This is a genomic window from Burkholderia sp. 3C, assembly GCF_054589155.1.
In genome coordinates this window covers 1-14377 of record NZ_BAAILN010000101.1, presented here as the reverse complement: position 1 = coordinate 14377, position 14377 = coordinate 1, and the positions used below count along the sequence as shown (strand labels likewise).

The following is a 14377-nucleotide window of genomic DNA, read 5'->3' as shown; positions in this document are numbered from 1 at the left end:
GCGTTTCCGTCATCGCGAGAGAGGCCGAATTCTAAGCACCCATCCCGCTTCGTGCAAGCGTTTTCGCAAAGAAAATGCATAAAGGGCGCCGCTCACGCGGCGCCCTTTATGACAAGCCTTTGATATAAAAAGAAATATGCGAATAAATTCTTGCAAAAACTCTATCGATGCATCGTTATTGCCGTGCGCGCTGCGATTTCCATGAAGTAATCGAGCGATTTCGTCACGCCGCCGGCCACCTTCGCCTCGTCGTCCCAACGGCGCAGCCGGATTGCATCGCCTGCGTGGGAACGCAGCAGGAACGTCCGCGCATCCTCATCACTATAAGTACCGCCCTGCAGCGCCAGGCTGCGCACCGAGTCGGCCGACAGCGCCTCGGCGTACCCCGGCTCGATCGCGCACAGGCAGCGCTTTGCATCGACATGCAGCCGGATCGGCTCCAGCACCGCCTCGGGGAACACGCCGCGCAAAAACGGCAGCGCGTAATACTGATGCAGATCGTCGATGCCGCGCGCGGTGGGCGTCTCGCCCTGCTCGTTCAGCAGATGCCCGAGGTCGTGCAGCAGCGCAGCCGTGATCAGCGCGTCGCCAGCGCCTTCGTCGTCGGCCAGTTGCGCGCTCTGCAACGCGTGCTCGAGCTGCGTCACCGGCTCGCCGCTGTATGCCGTGCCGCCACGGCGCTCGAACAGCGTGCGGATGTCGTCCAGCGTCAATGCCACGTCCCTGCTCCTTCCTGATTGACGAGATTGGGTGCGTGCAACGCGCGCTCGAACGTGAAATCGGCGCCGCGCACGGCATGGTTGAGCGCCAGTTCGAACGCGTCGAAGTTGCGCCAGCGGCGGCTCGGATCGATCGACGCCATGCGCCGGTTGAACAGCAGCGGCACCCGCTGCTCGCCGAAACCGCCATGCGAGCGCAGCGGCAGGGTCAGCGCGGACAGGTCGTGCTCGCGCTCGCGGCGGCCGAGCACGACATCGTCGCGCGCCACCACCACCACGTCGCCGATGCGGTCGGCCGGCAGTTCGAGATACGCGACGGCATCGTCGCGGCGCAGCGCCAGCGCCACGCCGTCGAGCGCGCGCAGCCGCGCGACCACCTCGTCCGCATCGAGGCCGGCGCCCAGGTGGATCGTCGCGAACGAGCCGAGCGCACCGTGATGCGCGACATGCGGATCGGCGATCGGCAACACCACGCGTGTGGCCGGAAAGCCGAACCCGGCGTCGAGCACGTCCTGCAGATACACCACATTGGGCTTGCCGGTGTGCGGATCGTGCTTGGCGCTCATGCCGTGATCGGCGGTCAGGCCGACCACCCAGCCAAGCGCGTCGAGCAGCGCCAGATGCCGGTCGATCGTCGCGTAGAACGCATTCGCCTCGGGCGAGCCGGGTGCCCACTTGCGCTGCACATAGTCGTGCGTCGCGAGATACATCAGATCGACCTTGCGCGTCCTCGCAAGCCGCACGCCGGCACCCAGCACGAACTCGGACAGCTCCGGACTATAGATATACGGCGACGGCAAGCCGACCAGATCGAGTGCATCGGCGATGCCGTTCTCGGAGAGCGACGCCTGCGCGGCCTTTTCGGCCGAAAAACAGATGCCCTTGAGCCGCGCGCCGAGCAGCCGGCGCAGCTTGTCGCGGGCCGTCACCACGGCCACGCGCGCACCGGCCTCGGCCGCCGCGGCGAAGATCGTGCCGGCGCGCAGGTCGTCGGCGCGGTGCAGCGCCACCTCGGCGCCCGCGCCGCCTTGCGCGAGCGCATCGTGAAACGTATTGCCGCAGATGCCATGCACGGCGGGCGGCACGCCGCAGGCGATCGACACCTGGCTCGCATGGGTCAGCGCGGGCACGATGCCGTCGGCGTCGAACGCCGCGCCGTCGCGCATCATGCGGGCGACGAACGGCACGACGCCGGCGGCGAGCGCCGCATCGAGATACGCGGGCGCGCCGCCACCAATACAGACGATGGCCGTGGGCGTGACGGGCAGCCGGTAGCGGCGGCCGTTGACGTCGATCGTGTCCTGATCCGGTTTCAGCATGACTCCTCCACCTTCATCGTTGTCGGTTCGCACATCCGGCCCTGCGTTACGACGGCCGGCGCAGGCGCGGCACGCGCGCCGCGATCAACATCAGCGCCGCCAGCGACGCCACCAGCATCAACAGCGCCAGCGCCGACGCCGGCAGGTAATACCCGCGCTCGACCTGGCCGATCACGACGATCGGCACGGTCGCGAAGCCCGGCGGATAAACGGTCATGGTCGCGCCCAGCTCGCCGAGCGACAGCGCGAAGCCGAGCGCGAGGCTCGCACGCAGCGCCGGCACCAGTTGCGGCAGCAGCACGCGGCGCAGCACCATCGACGGCGGCGCACCGAGGCTGGCGGCGGCTTCGCGCAGCACGGTCAGTTCGGGCCGCAATGCGGCGGCGGCGCAGCGATAGCAGAAGGGCAGGATCAGCGCGAGCTGCACCAGCACGACGATGGCGGCCGAACTCGAGAGATCGACCGGCTTTTGATGATAGGCGATCAGCACGGCCAGCCCAAGCACCACGCTCGGCACGCCGTTCGGCAGCATCACGATCGCATCGAGCAGCGTGCCGAGCCGCCCGCTGGTGCGCCCTTCGAGCGCCAGCGCGAGCCACAGCCCGAGCACGGTGCCGATCACGGCCACGCCGAAGCCGATTTCGAGGCTGGTGGCCAGCGCGCCGAATTCGGGCTCGCCGAGCGCGGCGAACCAGCGCAGGCTGTAGCCGGCCGGCAAGATGGTGCCAGACCAACGCGTGGCGACGCTCGACAGCGCCACCACGATCACCGGCAGCACGAACAGCCAGAAGCAGGCGAACGCGGCCAGGCCGAGCGCGACGCGCGAGGCCTGCTTGAGCACGGCGTCCATCGCGTTGACGCGGTGTTGCGGCAACGGCGCGGGGGCCTCTCCACCCAGACGATAGTCAGCGGACATCCCGGCCTCCCCCCATCGCGCGCCGATTGATCCGGCGGTACAGCGCATACAGCGACAGCGACATCGCCAACATCACCACGGCGCCGGCCGCGGCGGTCGGCAGGTCGAGATCGACCGACGCGCTGGTATAGATCGCCACCGGCAGCGTGACGAGCCGTGCGCTGCCGAGCACCAGCAGAATCCCGAACTCGTTCAGCGTCAGCAGGAAACACAGGATCGTGCCGGCGGCGATGCCGGGCCACGCGATCGGCAGGATCACGCGCCGCGCCAGCATCCAGCCGCTCGCACCGAGGCTGCGCGCCGCCTCGACCAGCCGCAGGTCGAGCGTCGCGAACGAGGCCAGCGTGGGGCGCACCACGAACGGCGTGTAGAACACCGTCTGCGCAAGAATCACGCCGCCGATGCCGAACAGAAAATCGAGCGGCGGCGCATCGAGATGGAACAGCCGCTGCAACGCGATGCTGACCGAGCCTTGCGAGCCGTAAAGAAAGATCAGCGTGAACGCCACCAGGAACGACGGGAACGCCACGTACAGTTCGAGAAAGCGCGTCACGAGCGAGGCGCCCGGGAACGGCCGGAAGAACAGCAGCGCCGCAAGCAGCACGCCGAGCACGGAAGCCGTGCCCGCGCTCACGCACAGCACCCACAGCGTGGTGCCGAGCACATTGCGCGTGTCGGGGTTGCCGAAGAACGCACGATAGCCGGCCAGCGTGAAGCCGTGATCGCCCATCACGCTGAGCAGCAGCAGGCGCGCAAGCGGATACAGCACCAGCGGGCCGAGCACGACGATCGCCAACACCAGCAAATGCAGGTTGCCCTGCCAGCGGCGGCGTCGCGCCACCCGCGCATGCGCGGCGGCCGATGCCTCGCGCTTCGCGGCGAGGCCCGGCTCGACGTTGCGCTCAGGGGTCGATAAGGACGACATCATCCGCCTCGCAATGCAGGGAAACGCGCTCGCCGCGCGCCGGCGTCATGCCACGGCCGCGTTGCAGCGTGACCAGGACGGGCGTGTCGGGCACGGCATCGAGCATCACCGACACCGACAGCTCCGAGCCATGCCACTCGACCGCGCCGATGGTGCCGTTCAGCCCGCCGCTGCCGGGCGGCTTCAGCGTGAAGCGCTCGGGCCGCACGCAGGCGACCTGATCGCGGAGGGTGTGCAGCGGATCGCCGATCGGGTAGATCACGTTCGGCGGCAACAGGTTCGCCGCACCGAGGTAACGCGCCACGAAGCCGTCGCGCGGGCGGTCGTAAAGTTGCTGCGGGGTGCCGATCTGGGCGATGCGGCCGTCGCGCATCAGCAGCGCGCGATCGGACAGCACCAGCGCGTCGTCGCGGTCGTGCGTGACGCAGACGATCGTCAAGTTCGGCAGGCGCTCGTGCAGCGCCTTCAGTTCGGTGCGCACCGAGGCGCGCAGGTTGGCGTCGAGCGCGGACAGCGGCTCGTCGAGCAACAGCACGTCCGGCTCGATCACGAGCGCGCGCGCCAGCGCCACGCGCTGCTGCATGCCGCCCGACAATTGCGCGGGCATCGCATGCCCGGCGTCGCCGAGCTGCACGAGCTTCAGCGCATCGGCCACGCGCCGCGCGATCTCGCCCGACGACAAACGCCGCGCGCGCAGCCCGAACGCCACATTCTCGAACACCGACAAATGCGGAAACAGCGCGTAGTTCTGGAACAGCAGGCCGAGATTGCGCTTGTGCGGCGGCGCATGGGTCAGATCGCGGCCGGCCACGGTCAGCGAACCGGTCAGGCCGTCAGCCTTCACGAACCCGGCGATGAAACGCAGCATCGTGGTCTTGCCGCAACCGCTGCGGCCGAGCACGGTCAGCAGCTCGCCGGCGCCGATCTGCAACGAAAGATCGTCGAGCACCGTGCGTGCGCCGTAGCGCACGCTCAGATGCTCGATCTGCACGCCGCCCGGCGCAACGGCACGCGGAGCCGCGTGCGATTGCGCCGAACCGCGCGTGCCGAGATGGGTCAGGCTGGCGGTATTCACAGGCATCCTTCAGGCACCGGTCACTTCGGCTTGACGACTTCGGTTTCCTTGCCCGAGCTGCCGATCACGTCCTTCTTCCAGCGCTCGGTCCAGCCGGCCTTCTTGGCCATCACGGCGTTCCAGTCCACCGGGATCAGCTTGACGCCCGCGATCGCGCGCTTCACGGCTTCGCCGTTCTTGCCGGTCAGCGGCACGTCGGTGCGGCCCGGGATGCCGTACATGTCGGGCACCTTGGCCTGCACGTCGGCCGACATCAGGTAGTCGATCAGCTTCTTGCCGACGTCGGCGTTCGGGCCGCTCTTGATCAGGCCGATCGCGTAGGGCAACTGGAACGTGGTGGGCGGGTCGCCGGCCTTGGCCGTCAGGAACACCGGCTTGACCGCCAGCGCGCCGTGCTCGGCGTCGTCGAGATCCATCTGCAGGTCGCCGTTGGCGACGCTGATCTCGTTGCGCGACAGCAGCACGTTCAGGTAGCCCGTGCCCTTGGTGTGGAACTTGGCGCTGCGTTCGAGCTTGGCCAGGTAGTCGAACGCGGCGTCCTCGCCCATCAGCGTGGTGGTCAGGATGATCACGGCCATGCCGTCGCCGGCCGTGGCCGGGTTCGAGTAGGCCACCTTGCCGCCGTATTCGGGCGCGAGCAGGTCGGCGAACGTCTTCGGCGGGTTCTTCACCACATCCGGGTTGATCGCGAACGAGAAGTAGTTGTTGACGAAGGTCGCCCACGAACCGTCGGCCGCCTTGGCGATGGCCGGCACGTTCTTGTAGTTGGCGCTCGCGTAGTCCTGCAGCAGGCCGAGCTGGCCGGCTTGCTGGATGAACGGCGGCAGCGTGACCAGCACGTCGGCCTTCGGCGAATTCTTCTCGACGTTGGCGCGGTTCACCACTTCGCCGCTGCCCGCCGTGACGATGTTCACCTTCACGCCTTCCTTCTTCTCGAACGCCGGCAGCACGTCGCGATAGAGGTTTTCAAGGCCGTCGGCCGTGTACAGCACCACCGCGCCGGCGGCATGCGCCGGCAGGGCGACGCCTTGCAGCAGGCCGGCCGCGCACGCCGCCAGCGCCAGCTTGCGCAACACCGTGCCGAAGGAATTCTGGACTGTCATCTCGCTTCTCCGTAATGCGGATAGAGGGTCGGGCCGGGCTCGTGCCGGCGCCCTGTCGTCTTGTGCGGGCTTGCATTCGGCCCGGCTCCACGCCGGCCGGAACGCATTCGTTCCGGCAGCAGGCGAAGCATCACAGTGTTCGATGACAACTCCATGACTGCGCCACTTAACTCCAATAATTGACACACTTTGCCACTACGATGGGATTTGTCCGGTGCGCCGCCCGTCGCGCGCCGCCTGCTTTCATCCCGCTTTGATTCCTTTCCGCCCCGGAGGCAACGTGACGCCCGATACCGACCCGATTCTCCTGACGCCCGGCCCGCTGACCACCTCGCCGGCCACTCGCCGCGCGATGCTGCGCGATTGGGGCTCGTGGGACACCGCGTTCAATCGCCTGACGCGGGAGCTTTGCGCCGATCTGGTGCGCATCGCCGGCGGCGACGACACCTATGCCTGCGTGCCCTTGCAAGGCAGCGGCACGTTCGCGGTGGAGGCGGCGCTCGGCACGCTGGTGCCGCGCGACGGCGTGGTGCTGGTGCCGAACCACGGCGCATATTGCGCGCGGATCGTGCGGATTCTCGGGCGGCTCGGCATCGAGACGGTGGAACTGCCGTTCGCGGAGCACGAGGCCATCGACGCTGAAGCGCTCGACGCGATGCTGGCGCGCACGCCGCGCATCACGCACGTCGCGCTCGTGCATCTGGAAACCAGCGCCGGCATCCTCAACCCGCTCGCGCAGGTCGCTGCCGTGTGTGCGCGGCACGGCAAGCGGTTGATTGTCGATGCGATGAGTTCGTTCGGCGCATTGCCGGTGGAGGTGGCGGCGCACGGCATCGACGCGCTGGTGTCGGCCAGCGGCAAGTGTCTCGAAGGCGTGCCGGGGATGGGCTTCGTGATCGTCAAGCGCGCGCTGCTCGCGGCCAGCGCCGGGCGTTCGCCGTCGCTCGCGCTCGACCTGCACGACCAGCACGCCTACCTGGAGCGCACCGGCCAATGGCGCTTCACGCCGCCAACGCACGTGGTGGCCGCGCTGCACGCGGCGCTCGCGCAATACGCCGAACAGGGCGGCCTGCCGGCGCGCGGCGCGCGCTACGCGACGAATTGCGCGGCGCTGATCGACGGGATGCGCGCGCTTGGTTTCGTGCCGTTCCTCGACGCGCGCGTGCAGGCGCCGGTGATCGTCACGTTCCACGCGCCGCGCGATCCCGCCTACGATTTCATGGCGTTCTACGCGGCGGTGCGCGACGCGGGCTTCGTGCTGTATCCGGGCAAGCTGACCGAGGTGGAGACGTTCCGCGTCGGTTGCATCGGCGCGATCGATGCCGGCGAGATCCGCCGCGCGGTGGCGGCGATCGACGCGGCGCTGAAGCGGCTCGGCATTGTGGTGCGTTGAAGGCGGTGGCGGCGGGGCCCGGTGCATCAACTCGGCGCGGCATCACCGCGCGTCAAACCCACCGCCATCCCGCACCTCGCCCGCACCCTTAAAAAAACCCGGCGCCGCTGTCGCGGGCCGGGCCAAGTCGTGCCGTGCGTGGAGAACGGTTACAGCACGATCCGCTTGATGTCGCCGACGATGAAGATGTACGACAGCGCGCCGATCAGCGCGATCACGCCGATGAAGGCCAGCGCGCCGACGAACGAGCCTGTCGAGGCAACGATGAACCCCACCACCAGCGGCGTGATGATGCCCGCCAGGTTGGCCGCCAGGTTGAAGATGCCGCCGGTCACGCCGAGCAGGCCTTCCGGCGCGATATCGGACACCAGCGTCCAGCCCAGCGCGGCCATGCCCTGCGCGAAGAACGCCACCGACATGATCGCGATCACCGCCTCGTTGCTCTGCACGTAGTTGGCCAGCACGATGGTCGAGGCGAGCAGCAGCCCGGCGATGATCGGCAGCTTGCGCGCCACGTTGGCCGACTTGCCGCGACGCAGCAGGTAATCGGAGAAAATGCCGCCGAACATCACGCCCACCGACGCGGCAATGAACGGCATCACCGCGAAAAAGCCGATCTTGAGCCAGCCCATGTGGCGTTCCGTGGCGAGATAGGTCGGAAACCACGTCAGGAAGAACACCAGCGTGGAGTTGCCGGCAAACTGGCCGAGGCAGATGCCCGCGAGCTGGCGCTTCTTCAGCAGCTTGCCGGCCATCGACCAGCTGAACTTGCTCTGGCCCGGCTTGCCGGCCTTCGATTCGCCGTCGATCAGGCCACCGCCCTCGGCGATGTAGGCCAGCTCGGCGGCATTCGCGGCCGGATGCTCGCGCGGTTCGCGATACAGCTTGAGCCAGACCAGGCCGAACAGGATGCCGACCCCACCGACCACCCAGAACAGCGAACGCCAGCCGAACGCGCCCATCAGCGCGAACAGCACCGGGCTCAGGAACGCCAGGCCGATGTATTCGCCGACCGTGTAGGTGCCGGTGGCCATCGCGCGCTCCTTCTGCGGGAACCAGGTCGCCACCACGCGGCTGTTGGTCGGGAAACACGGCGCTTCGCTGAACCCGAGGCCGAGGCGGCAGGCCAGCAGCGTGCCCACGCTGCCCACGAAGCCTTGCAGCAGCGTGAACAGCGACCAGAACGTCATCGACAGGTAATAGGTGAGCTTGCTGCCGAAACGGTCGAGGAACAGGCCGCCAGGCACCTGCGCGAGCACGTAGGTCCAGGAGAACGACGAGAACATGATCCCCATCACGGCGGCGCCGATCCCCAGTTCCTTGGTCAGGCTCGGCGCGGCCACGCCGAGCACGGTCCGGTCGAGATAGTTGATCATCGTGCCGAACGCGAGCAGCGCGAGAATCCGGTAGCGCGCCGACGAGCGGCGCTGGGTGCCCGCGTCCGCGCGGGACGCGGCCGTGGCGGTCGGTTGGGAGGAATGCTGCATCGAAGTCTCCTGGTTGTTGTCCTGGCCGCGCCGCATCAGCGTGCGACGAGCGATTCGAAGTGCGAGAACATGCGTTCGGCGTCCGGCTCGCGGCCGGTGAAGATCTCGAACGCGTCGACCGCCTGGTACACGGCCATGCCGCCGCCCGGCAGCGTGCGGCAACCCATCTCCCGCGCGACGCGGATCAATTCCGTCTCGAGCGGGAAATAGACGATGTCGGCCACCCACGGCTTGCCGGCCAGCAATTCGGCCGGCAGCGGCAGCCCCGGATGCTTGGCCATGCCGGTGGGCGTGGCGTGGATCAGGCCGGTGGCCTGCGCCATCGCGGCGTCGAGCGCGCCGCCCGCCGTGACCACCGCCTGCGGAAAGCGCGTTTGCAGTTCGGCCGCCAGCGATGCGGCACGCGCGGCATCCACGTCGAAGATCGTCAGCGCGACGGCACCGAGCATCAGCGCCGCGTGCGCCACGGCCGCCCCCGCGCCGCCCGCGCCGATCTGCACCACGCGCGCCAGCGACACGCCGTCCAGCCCGCCCCGGAACGCGCGCGCGAACCCGGACCAATCGGTGTTGTGGCCGCTGCGCTTGCCGTCGGCGAAGCGCACCGTGTTGACCGCGCCCAGCGCGCGCGCATCGTCGGACAGTGTGTCGAGATGCGCGATCACGCGCTGCTTGCACGGATACGTGATGTTCAGGCCGTCGAAGCCCATCCGTTCGGCCAGGTCGAGCAGCTTCGGCAATTCGTCGACGCTCATCTGCAGCACGTCGAGATCGAGCCGCCGGTAAACATAGTTGAAGCCTTGCAGGCCGCCTTCGCGTTCGTGCATGGCCGGCGACAGCGAACCGCCGATGCCCTGCCCGATCAGCCCGATCAGGAACGATGTCTTATCCGCTTGACCGCTCATTGCCCCGCTCCTTTCAAGATCGTCGCGAAGCGTTGCAGCGCGAACACATAACCATCGGTACCCATGCCGCAGATCACGCCCAGCGCGACGCCCGACACATACGAGTGATGCCGGAACGCCTCGCGCCGGTGCACGTTCGAGATATGCACCTCGATCACCGGCTTGTCGATGCCCGTCAGCGCATCGGCCAGCGCCACCGACGTGTGCGTATAGGCGGCCGGGTTGATCACCACGCCGTCGATGCGCGTGCGCGCCTCGTGCAGCCAGTCGATCAGTTCGTGCTCGGCGTTCGACTGGCGGAACTCGATCTCCAGGCCCAGCGATTCGGCCGCCTCGGCGCAGCGGCGCTCGACGTCGGCCAGCGTTTCGGCGCCGTAGATATGCGGCTGCCGGGTGCCCAGCAGGTTCAGGTTCGGCCCGTTGAGCACCAGGACCTTCGGCTTCGACATTGCACGTGACTCCGTAAAACCGGGGCGGATCGCATCGCGCATCCGCCACCTACAATCTTTGAGGTGGCGCAAGTGTGCCTTCGGCGCGCATCGCTTGTCTTTCGGGGTTTATGCTTATTTGTACCATCTAGTTAGTTTGTATAATCCGGTCACTTGTCTTAATAAAATCGGGGAGTTGCGCGATCTTCGAACGCGTTCTGGTTAACCTGTTCGTCCGTTGTCGTCACTTCCGAACCCTTTTTGCGGGAATTCGCTCATGAAGCGTTCGATCGCCACCGTGTCGCTGTCCGGCACGCTCGTCGAAAAACTCAATGCGATCGCGGCGGCCGGTTTCGACGGCGTCGAGATCTTCGAAAACGATCTGCTCTATTTCGACGGCTCGCCCGCCGACGTGCGCAGGATCGCCGCCGATCTCGGCCTGGACATCGTGCTGTTCCAGCCGTTCCGCGATTTCGACGGCGTCAGCCCCGAGCAGCTCGCGCGCAACCTGGACCGCGTGCGCCGCAAGTTCGACCTGATGCATGCGCTCGGCACCGATCGCATCCTTGTCTGCAGCAACGTCTCGCCGAACACCATCGCGGACGACGCCCTGCTGACCGACCAGCTCGGCGCGCTGGCCGAGGCCGCGCGCGGCGCGGGCGTGATCGCCGCCTACGAGGCGCTGGCCTGGGGCCGCGTCGTGAAAACCTACCGCCACGCGTGGAAGCTCGTGGATGCCGTCAACAGCCCGCACCTGGGCCTCGCGCTCGACAGCTTCCACACGCTCTCGCTCGACGACGATCCCGACGCCATCGCGCAAATCCCCGGCGACCGGATTGCGTTCGTGCAGATCGCCGACGCGCCGAAGCTGGCGATGGACGTGCTCGAATGGAGCCGCCATTACCGCTCGTTCCCGGGCCAGGGCGATTTCGACCTCGCCCGCTTCACGGCGCGCGTGATCGAATCGGGCTTCGACGGCCCGCTTTCGCTGGAGATCTTCAACGACGGCTTCCGCGCCGCGCCCACCGCGATCACGGCGGCCGACGGCCTGCGCTCGCTGCTGCACCTCGAGGACATCACGCGCGTGCGGCTGGCCGCCGACGGCCACGCGCCGGCCGCCAGCCAGCCGCTGTTCGCGCCGCCGGCCGCGCCCGCGCACGTCGGCTTCAAGTTCATCGAATTCGCCGTGGATGCGGCGGCCGCCGCCAACGTGGCCGGCTGGCTCGGCAAGCTGCGCTTCCGGCTGGCCGGCAAGCACCGCTCGAAGAACGTCATGCTGTATCAGCACGGCGCGGCCTCGATCGTGCTGAACGCCGAGCCGGATTCGTTCGCCGATGCGTTCTTCCAGCAGCACGGGCTGTCGCTGTGCGCGTCGGCGTTCCAGGTGGACGACGCCAAGCTCGCGTTCGAGCGCGCCGCCAGCTTCGGCTTTACGCCGTTCTCGGGGCGCGTCGGCCCGAGCGAGCGCGTGGTGCCGGGCGTGCAGGCGCCGGACGGCAGCCTCGACTATTTCATCGACGAGGCGCCCGGCGCGCCGACGCTCTACGAATCGGATTTCGTGCTGACCGACGTGGACGGCCCGGTGGAAGTCGGCCCGCTGACGGGCATCGATCATGTCTGCCTGGCGCTGCCGGCCGACGCGCTCGACACCTGGGTGCTGTTCTTCCGCACCGCGTTCGGCTTCGAGGTGGAGAAAAGTTGGCTGGTGCCGGACCCGTACGGCCTGATGCGCAGCCGCGCCGTGCGCAGCCCGGACGGCAGCGTGCGGATCGCGCTCAATGCCTCGGTGGATCGCCACACGGCCGTGTTCGAATCGCTGAACCGCTATCACGGCTCGGGGCTCAATCACGTCGCGTTCCGCACCGACGACATCGTCAAGGCGGTGGCCGAGGCGGCCGAGGACGGCGTGAGCTTCCTGCGCATTCCGCGCAATTACTATGACGATCTCGCCGCGCGCTACGCGCTGCCGGACACGTTCATCGACGAGCTGTGCCGTCATCACCTGCTGTACGACCGCGACGAGAACGGCGGCGAATTCCTGCACGCCTATACGGAACTGGTCGACAACCGCTTCTCGTTCGAGATCGTCGAGCGGCGCGGTGGCTACGACGGTTATGGCGCGGCGAACACGGCGGTGCGGCTGGCCGCGCAGGCGCAACGCAGGAAGTAAACGTTTTCGCTGGAACGGGGGCGCGGCCGATCGGCGACGACGACCGCCCCCTCGCGTCTTACGGCCGTAACGGAACGGCCCGCAACATCCTCGCCCCCACCGCCGGCCGCCGTTTCAAACGCATCAAGGGCCGGCGCGATCATCGCGGCGCAACATGCGCCGCCGCCCGCTGCGCCGCCGTTACAACTGGTAACGGATCACTCGTTCGCCTTGTCCCTTCCTCGCCACGGTTTTAAGAATCGTTTAAGTCTCGGACGTCACCATCCGCTACCCATTGGTTTTCGAGATAAATAGGAGGTTGTATGAGCGCCAACGATGCACCCGGCCGCCCGGCCAGCCCCCCGTCACGCCCGAAGACCATGCTGCGCCGCCTGCTCAGTCACCACGAGATCGCCACGCTGCTGGTGCTGCTGCATGCGCCGATCGCCGCGAACGCGAAGCCCGAATTGCCCGCGTTGCAGGAAGCCGGTTTGATCGAAACCGTCAGCAACGATGCCGACGCGCCGCTGGTTCGCCTGACGGCCGATGGCACGGCCATTCTGAAGGGCCTCGGCTTCCGTTGATCGAGCCGTGGCTTTGGCCGGCGCGCTCGCGTCCGTGCCGGGTTCACCCTCTTCCCGTTGTTCTTGCGTGCGGTTTCGCGCCGTTTTCCTCGCTTCTCCCGCTTCCCTCGCTTCTTCTCCGCCGCCCTTGCCTGACGGCACGGCATTGACCTGCCTGCTCGCGCCGAATGCGCCGAGGCGCCGGACGTTTCTTGCAGGCGCCGGGCGGCTAGACCGTTAGTTGCTTTTTGAGCGTCGGGATTGCGTGAGCGTTGCGTGGCCTGCGTCGCTCACGCGCCGCGTTCGGCCTGCAAGGTCATCCGGTATTCGGTCGGCGTCACGCCCACCGTCGCCTTGAACTGCCGCGAGAACGCGCTGTGATCGGTGTAGCCGCACAGCGCGGCCACGTCGGTCACTTTCTCGTGCGTGACGAGCAGCGCCGTGGCCGCATCGAGCCGCGTCTTCAGCAGCACCTGGCGCGGCGTCAGATGAAACACCTTGTGGAAATAGCGTTCGAGCTGCGCGACCGACATCCCGGCCATCGCGGCCAGATGCTTGAGATTGAGCGGCTGAACGTAATGCTCCTGGATGTACTGCACGACATCGGCGAGCCGGCTGTACGCCGGATGCGAGCCCTCGTTCGCCTTCAGGTCGCGCGAAATGCCGGCCAGGCCGACCACCTGCCCCGCCGCGTCGCGCAGCGGTTCCTTGGTGGTCAGGCACCAGCCCGGCTCGCGGCCCGGATACAGGTGCAGCTCCAGTTGGTCGGTCAGCGGCTGGCCGACGTGGATGGTCGCCATGTCCTGTTCGAGATAGTTGCGGCCGAAGCGGCGCGGGAACACTTCCTCGGTGGTCTTGCCGTACAGGTCGCGCTTTTCCTTGAAGCCGCAGCGCTGCGCGAGCGTGCGGTTCGCCAGCACGTAGCGGCCGGCCACGTCCTTCACGAAGAACGCCACGTCGGGCAGGCCGTCGAACACCGGTTCGAGCAGTGCGAAATGCGCGAGCATCGCATCGAGCCCGCCGCCACCGGGCGCGGCGGGCAGACGGATCGCATCCGACAGCGGCGATGGGGAAGCGGCAAGCGAAGTCATGATTGCTGTGGCGTGGGATGGGAAACGGGGTGCGTCGATTATAGGAGCGGCGGATCGGCCAGGGCGTCGGCCGCGCCGTCGAGCGCGGCCAGCGTGCCCACCCGCACCGGCACGAACGGCGGACGCGGCGCGCCCGCGCCGCCTTCCTGCCAGCCGAGCAGCACGGCGGCCGCCGCGCCGCACACGCGGCCCTGGCATGCGCCCATGCCGCACCGCGTCTGCAGCTTGGCGTCGCGCGCGTTCGCGAACGGGCGCGCCATGCCGAGTGTCACGTCCTCGCAGCGGCACAGCACGGTGTCGTCGGGCG

14 protein-coding genes are annotated in these 14377 nt (G+C 67.9%); 3 read left to right on the top strand and 11 right to left on the bottom strand.

The features are described from left to right. Positions 1-161: 161 nt before the first annotated feature. Genes ACYP33_RS20645 through phnS form a run of 6 tightly spaced genes read right to left on the bottom strand, consistent with a single transcriptional unit; the run spans position 162 to position 6057 of the window. Positions 162-719, bottom strand: a complete 558-nt coding sequence (locus tag ACYP33_RS20645; RefSeq protein WP_459623708.1) for a phosphonate degradation HD-domain oxygenase — start codon at positions 717-719, stop codon at positions 162-164. Beyond that, positions 710-2038, bottom strand: coding sequence for a phosphonoacetate hydrolase (gene phnA / locus ACYP33_RS20640; protein ID WP_459623706.1), 1329 nt, complete (start codon positions 2036-2038; stop codon positions 710-712). The genes ACYP33_RS20645 and phnA overlap by 10 nt, the downstream gene beginning before the upstream one ends. Positions 2039-2084: 46 nt before the next feature. Next, positions 2085-2954, bottom strand: coding sequence for a 2-aminoethylphosphonate ABC transport system, membrane component PhnV (gene phnV / locus ACYP33_RS20635; RefSeq protein WP_414441052.1), 870 nt, complete (start codon positions 2952-2954; stop codon positions 2085-2087). Further along, on the bottom strand, positions 2944-3879 hold the full coding sequence (gene phnU / locus ACYP33_RS20630; RefSeq protein WP_414449125.1) for a 2-aminoethylphosphonate ABC transporter permease subunit: 936 nt from the start codon (positions 3877-3879) through the stop codon (positions 2944-2946). The genes phnV and phnU overlap by 11 nt, the downstream gene beginning before the upstream one ends. Continuing rightward, the gene (gene phnT, locus ACYP33_RS20625) at positions 3857-4954 is read right to left on the bottom strand and encodes a 2-aminoethylphosphonate ABC transport system ATP-binding subunit PhnT (RefSeq protein WP_414441939.1); all 1098 of its coding nucleotides are present in this window, start codon (positions 4952-4954) and stop codon (positions 3857-3859) included. The genes phnU and phnT overlap by 23 nt, the downstream gene beginning before the upstream one ends. A gap of 20 nt (positions 4955-4974) precedes the next feature. Beyond that, on the bottom strand, positions 4975-6057 hold the full coding sequence (phnS, locus tag ACYP33_RS20620) for a 2-aminoethylphosphonate ABC transporter substrate-binding protein (protein WP_459623703.1): 1083 nt from the start codon (positions 6055-6057) through the stop codon (positions 4975-4977). A 280-nt stretch (positions 6058-6337) separates the two neighbouring features. Between phnS and ACYP33_RS20615 the strand changes: the two genes are divergently transcribed. Beyond that, positions 6338-7450 (top strand): 2-aminoethylphosphonate--pyruvate transaminase, encoded by a 1113-nt coding sequence (locus ACYP33_RS20615; RefSeq protein ID WP_459623701.1) that lies wholly within the window; start codon positions 6338-6340, stop codon positions 7448-7450. 149 nt (positions 7451-7599) lie between these two features. Here the strand turns inward: ACYP33_RS20615 and ACYP33_RS20610 are convergent, their stop codons facing one another. From ACYP33_RS20610 to aroQ, 3 genes are read right to left on the bottom strand one after another with little or no spacing between them, the layout of a single operon-like run. Continuing rightward, a complete protein-coding gene (locus ACYP33_RS20610; protein ID WP_459623699.1) occupies positions 7600-8937 on the bottom strand; it encodes an MFS transporter in 1338 nt (445 codons plus the stop codon). A 35-nt stretch (positions 8938-8972) separates the two neighbouring features. Beyond that, on the bottom strand, positions 8973-9839 hold the full coding sequence (locus tag ACYP33_RS20605) for a shikimate dehydrogenase (protein ID WP_459623698.1): 867 nt from the start codon (positions 9837-9839) through the stop codon (positions 8973-8975). Next, positions 9836-10288, bottom strand: a complete 453-nt coding sequence (aroQ, locus tag ACYP33_RS20600) for a type II 3-dehydroquinate dehydratase (protein ID WP_459623696.1) — start codon at positions 10286-10288, stop codon at positions 9836-9838. The genes ACYP33_RS20605 and aroQ overlap by 4 nt, the downstream gene beginning before the upstream one ends. A gap of 256 nt (positions 10289-10544) precedes the next feature. On the opposite strand from aroQ, the gene ACYP33_RS20595 reads away from it, so the two are divergent. Further along, positions 10545-12437 (top strand): bifunctional sugar phosphate isomerase/epimerase/4-hydroxyphenylpyruvate dioxygenase family protein, encoded by a 1893-nt coding sequence (locus ACYP33_RS20595; RefSeq protein ID WP_459623694.1) that lies wholly within the window; start codon positions 10545-10547, stop codon positions 12435-12437. A gap of 302 nt (positions 12438-12739) precedes the next feature. Next, positions 12740-13000, top strand: a complete 261-nt coding sequence (locus ACYP33_RS20590; protein WP_459623692.1) for a hypothetical protein — start codon at positions 12740-12742, stop codon at positions 12998-13000. Positions 13001-13269: 269 nt separating this feature from the next. Here the strand turns inward: ACYP33_RS20590 and ACYP33_RS20585 are convergent, their stop codons facing one another. Both ACYP33_RS20585 and ACYP33_RS20580 read right to left on the bottom strand, forming a co-directional pair. After that, entirely contained in the window at positions 13270-14073 is an 804-nt protein-coding gene (locus tag ACYP33_RS20585) for an AraC family transcriptional regulator (protein ID WP_414441938.1), read from the bottom strand. 35 nt (positions 14074-14108) lie between these two features. Continuing rightward, a partial coding sequence (locus ACYP33_RS20580) for a bacterioferritin-associated ferredoxin (RefSeq protein WP_459623690.1) occupies positions 14109-14377 on the bottom strand: 269 nt, incomplete at its 5' end.

Bases quoted from the DNA above. Each gene is read 5' to 3' on its own strand.
- ACYP33_RS20610 (WP_459623699.1), bottom strand. From the start codon at position 8,937: ATGCAGCATTCCTCCCAACCGACCGCCACGGCCGCGTCCCGCGCGGAC.
- phnA (WP_459623706.1), bottom strand. From the start codon at position 2,038: ATGCTGAAACCGGATCAGGACACGATCGACGTCAACGGCCGCCGCTAC.
- aroQ (WP_459623696.1), bottom strand. From the start codon at position 10,288: ATGTCGAAGCCGAAGGTCCTGGTGCTCAACGGGCCGAACCTGAACCTG.
- phnU (WP_414449125.1), bottom strand. From the start codon at position 3,879: ATGTCGTCCTTATCGACCCCTGAGCGCAACGTCGAGCCGGGCCTCGCC.
- phnV (WP_414441052.1), bottom strand. From the start codon at position 2,954: ATGTCCGCTGACTATCGTCTGGGTGGAGAGGCCCCCGCGCCGTTGCCG.
- phnS (WP_459623703.1), bottom strand. From the start codon at position 6,057: ATGACAGTCCAGAATTCCTTCGGCACGGTGTTGCGCAAGCTGGCGCTG.
- ACYP33_RS20595 (WP_459623694.1), top strand. From the start codon at position 10,545: ATGAAGCGTTCGATCGCCACCGTGTCGCTGTCCGGCACGCTCGTCGAA.
- ACYP33_RS20590 (WP_459623692.1), top strand. From the start codon at position 12,740: ATGAGCGCCAACGATGCACCCGGCCGCCCGGCCAGCCCCCCGTCACGC.
- ACYP33_RS20605 (WP_459623698.1), bottom strand. From the start codon at position 9,839: ATGAGCGGTCAAGCGGATAAGACATCGTTCCTGATCGGGCTGATCGGG.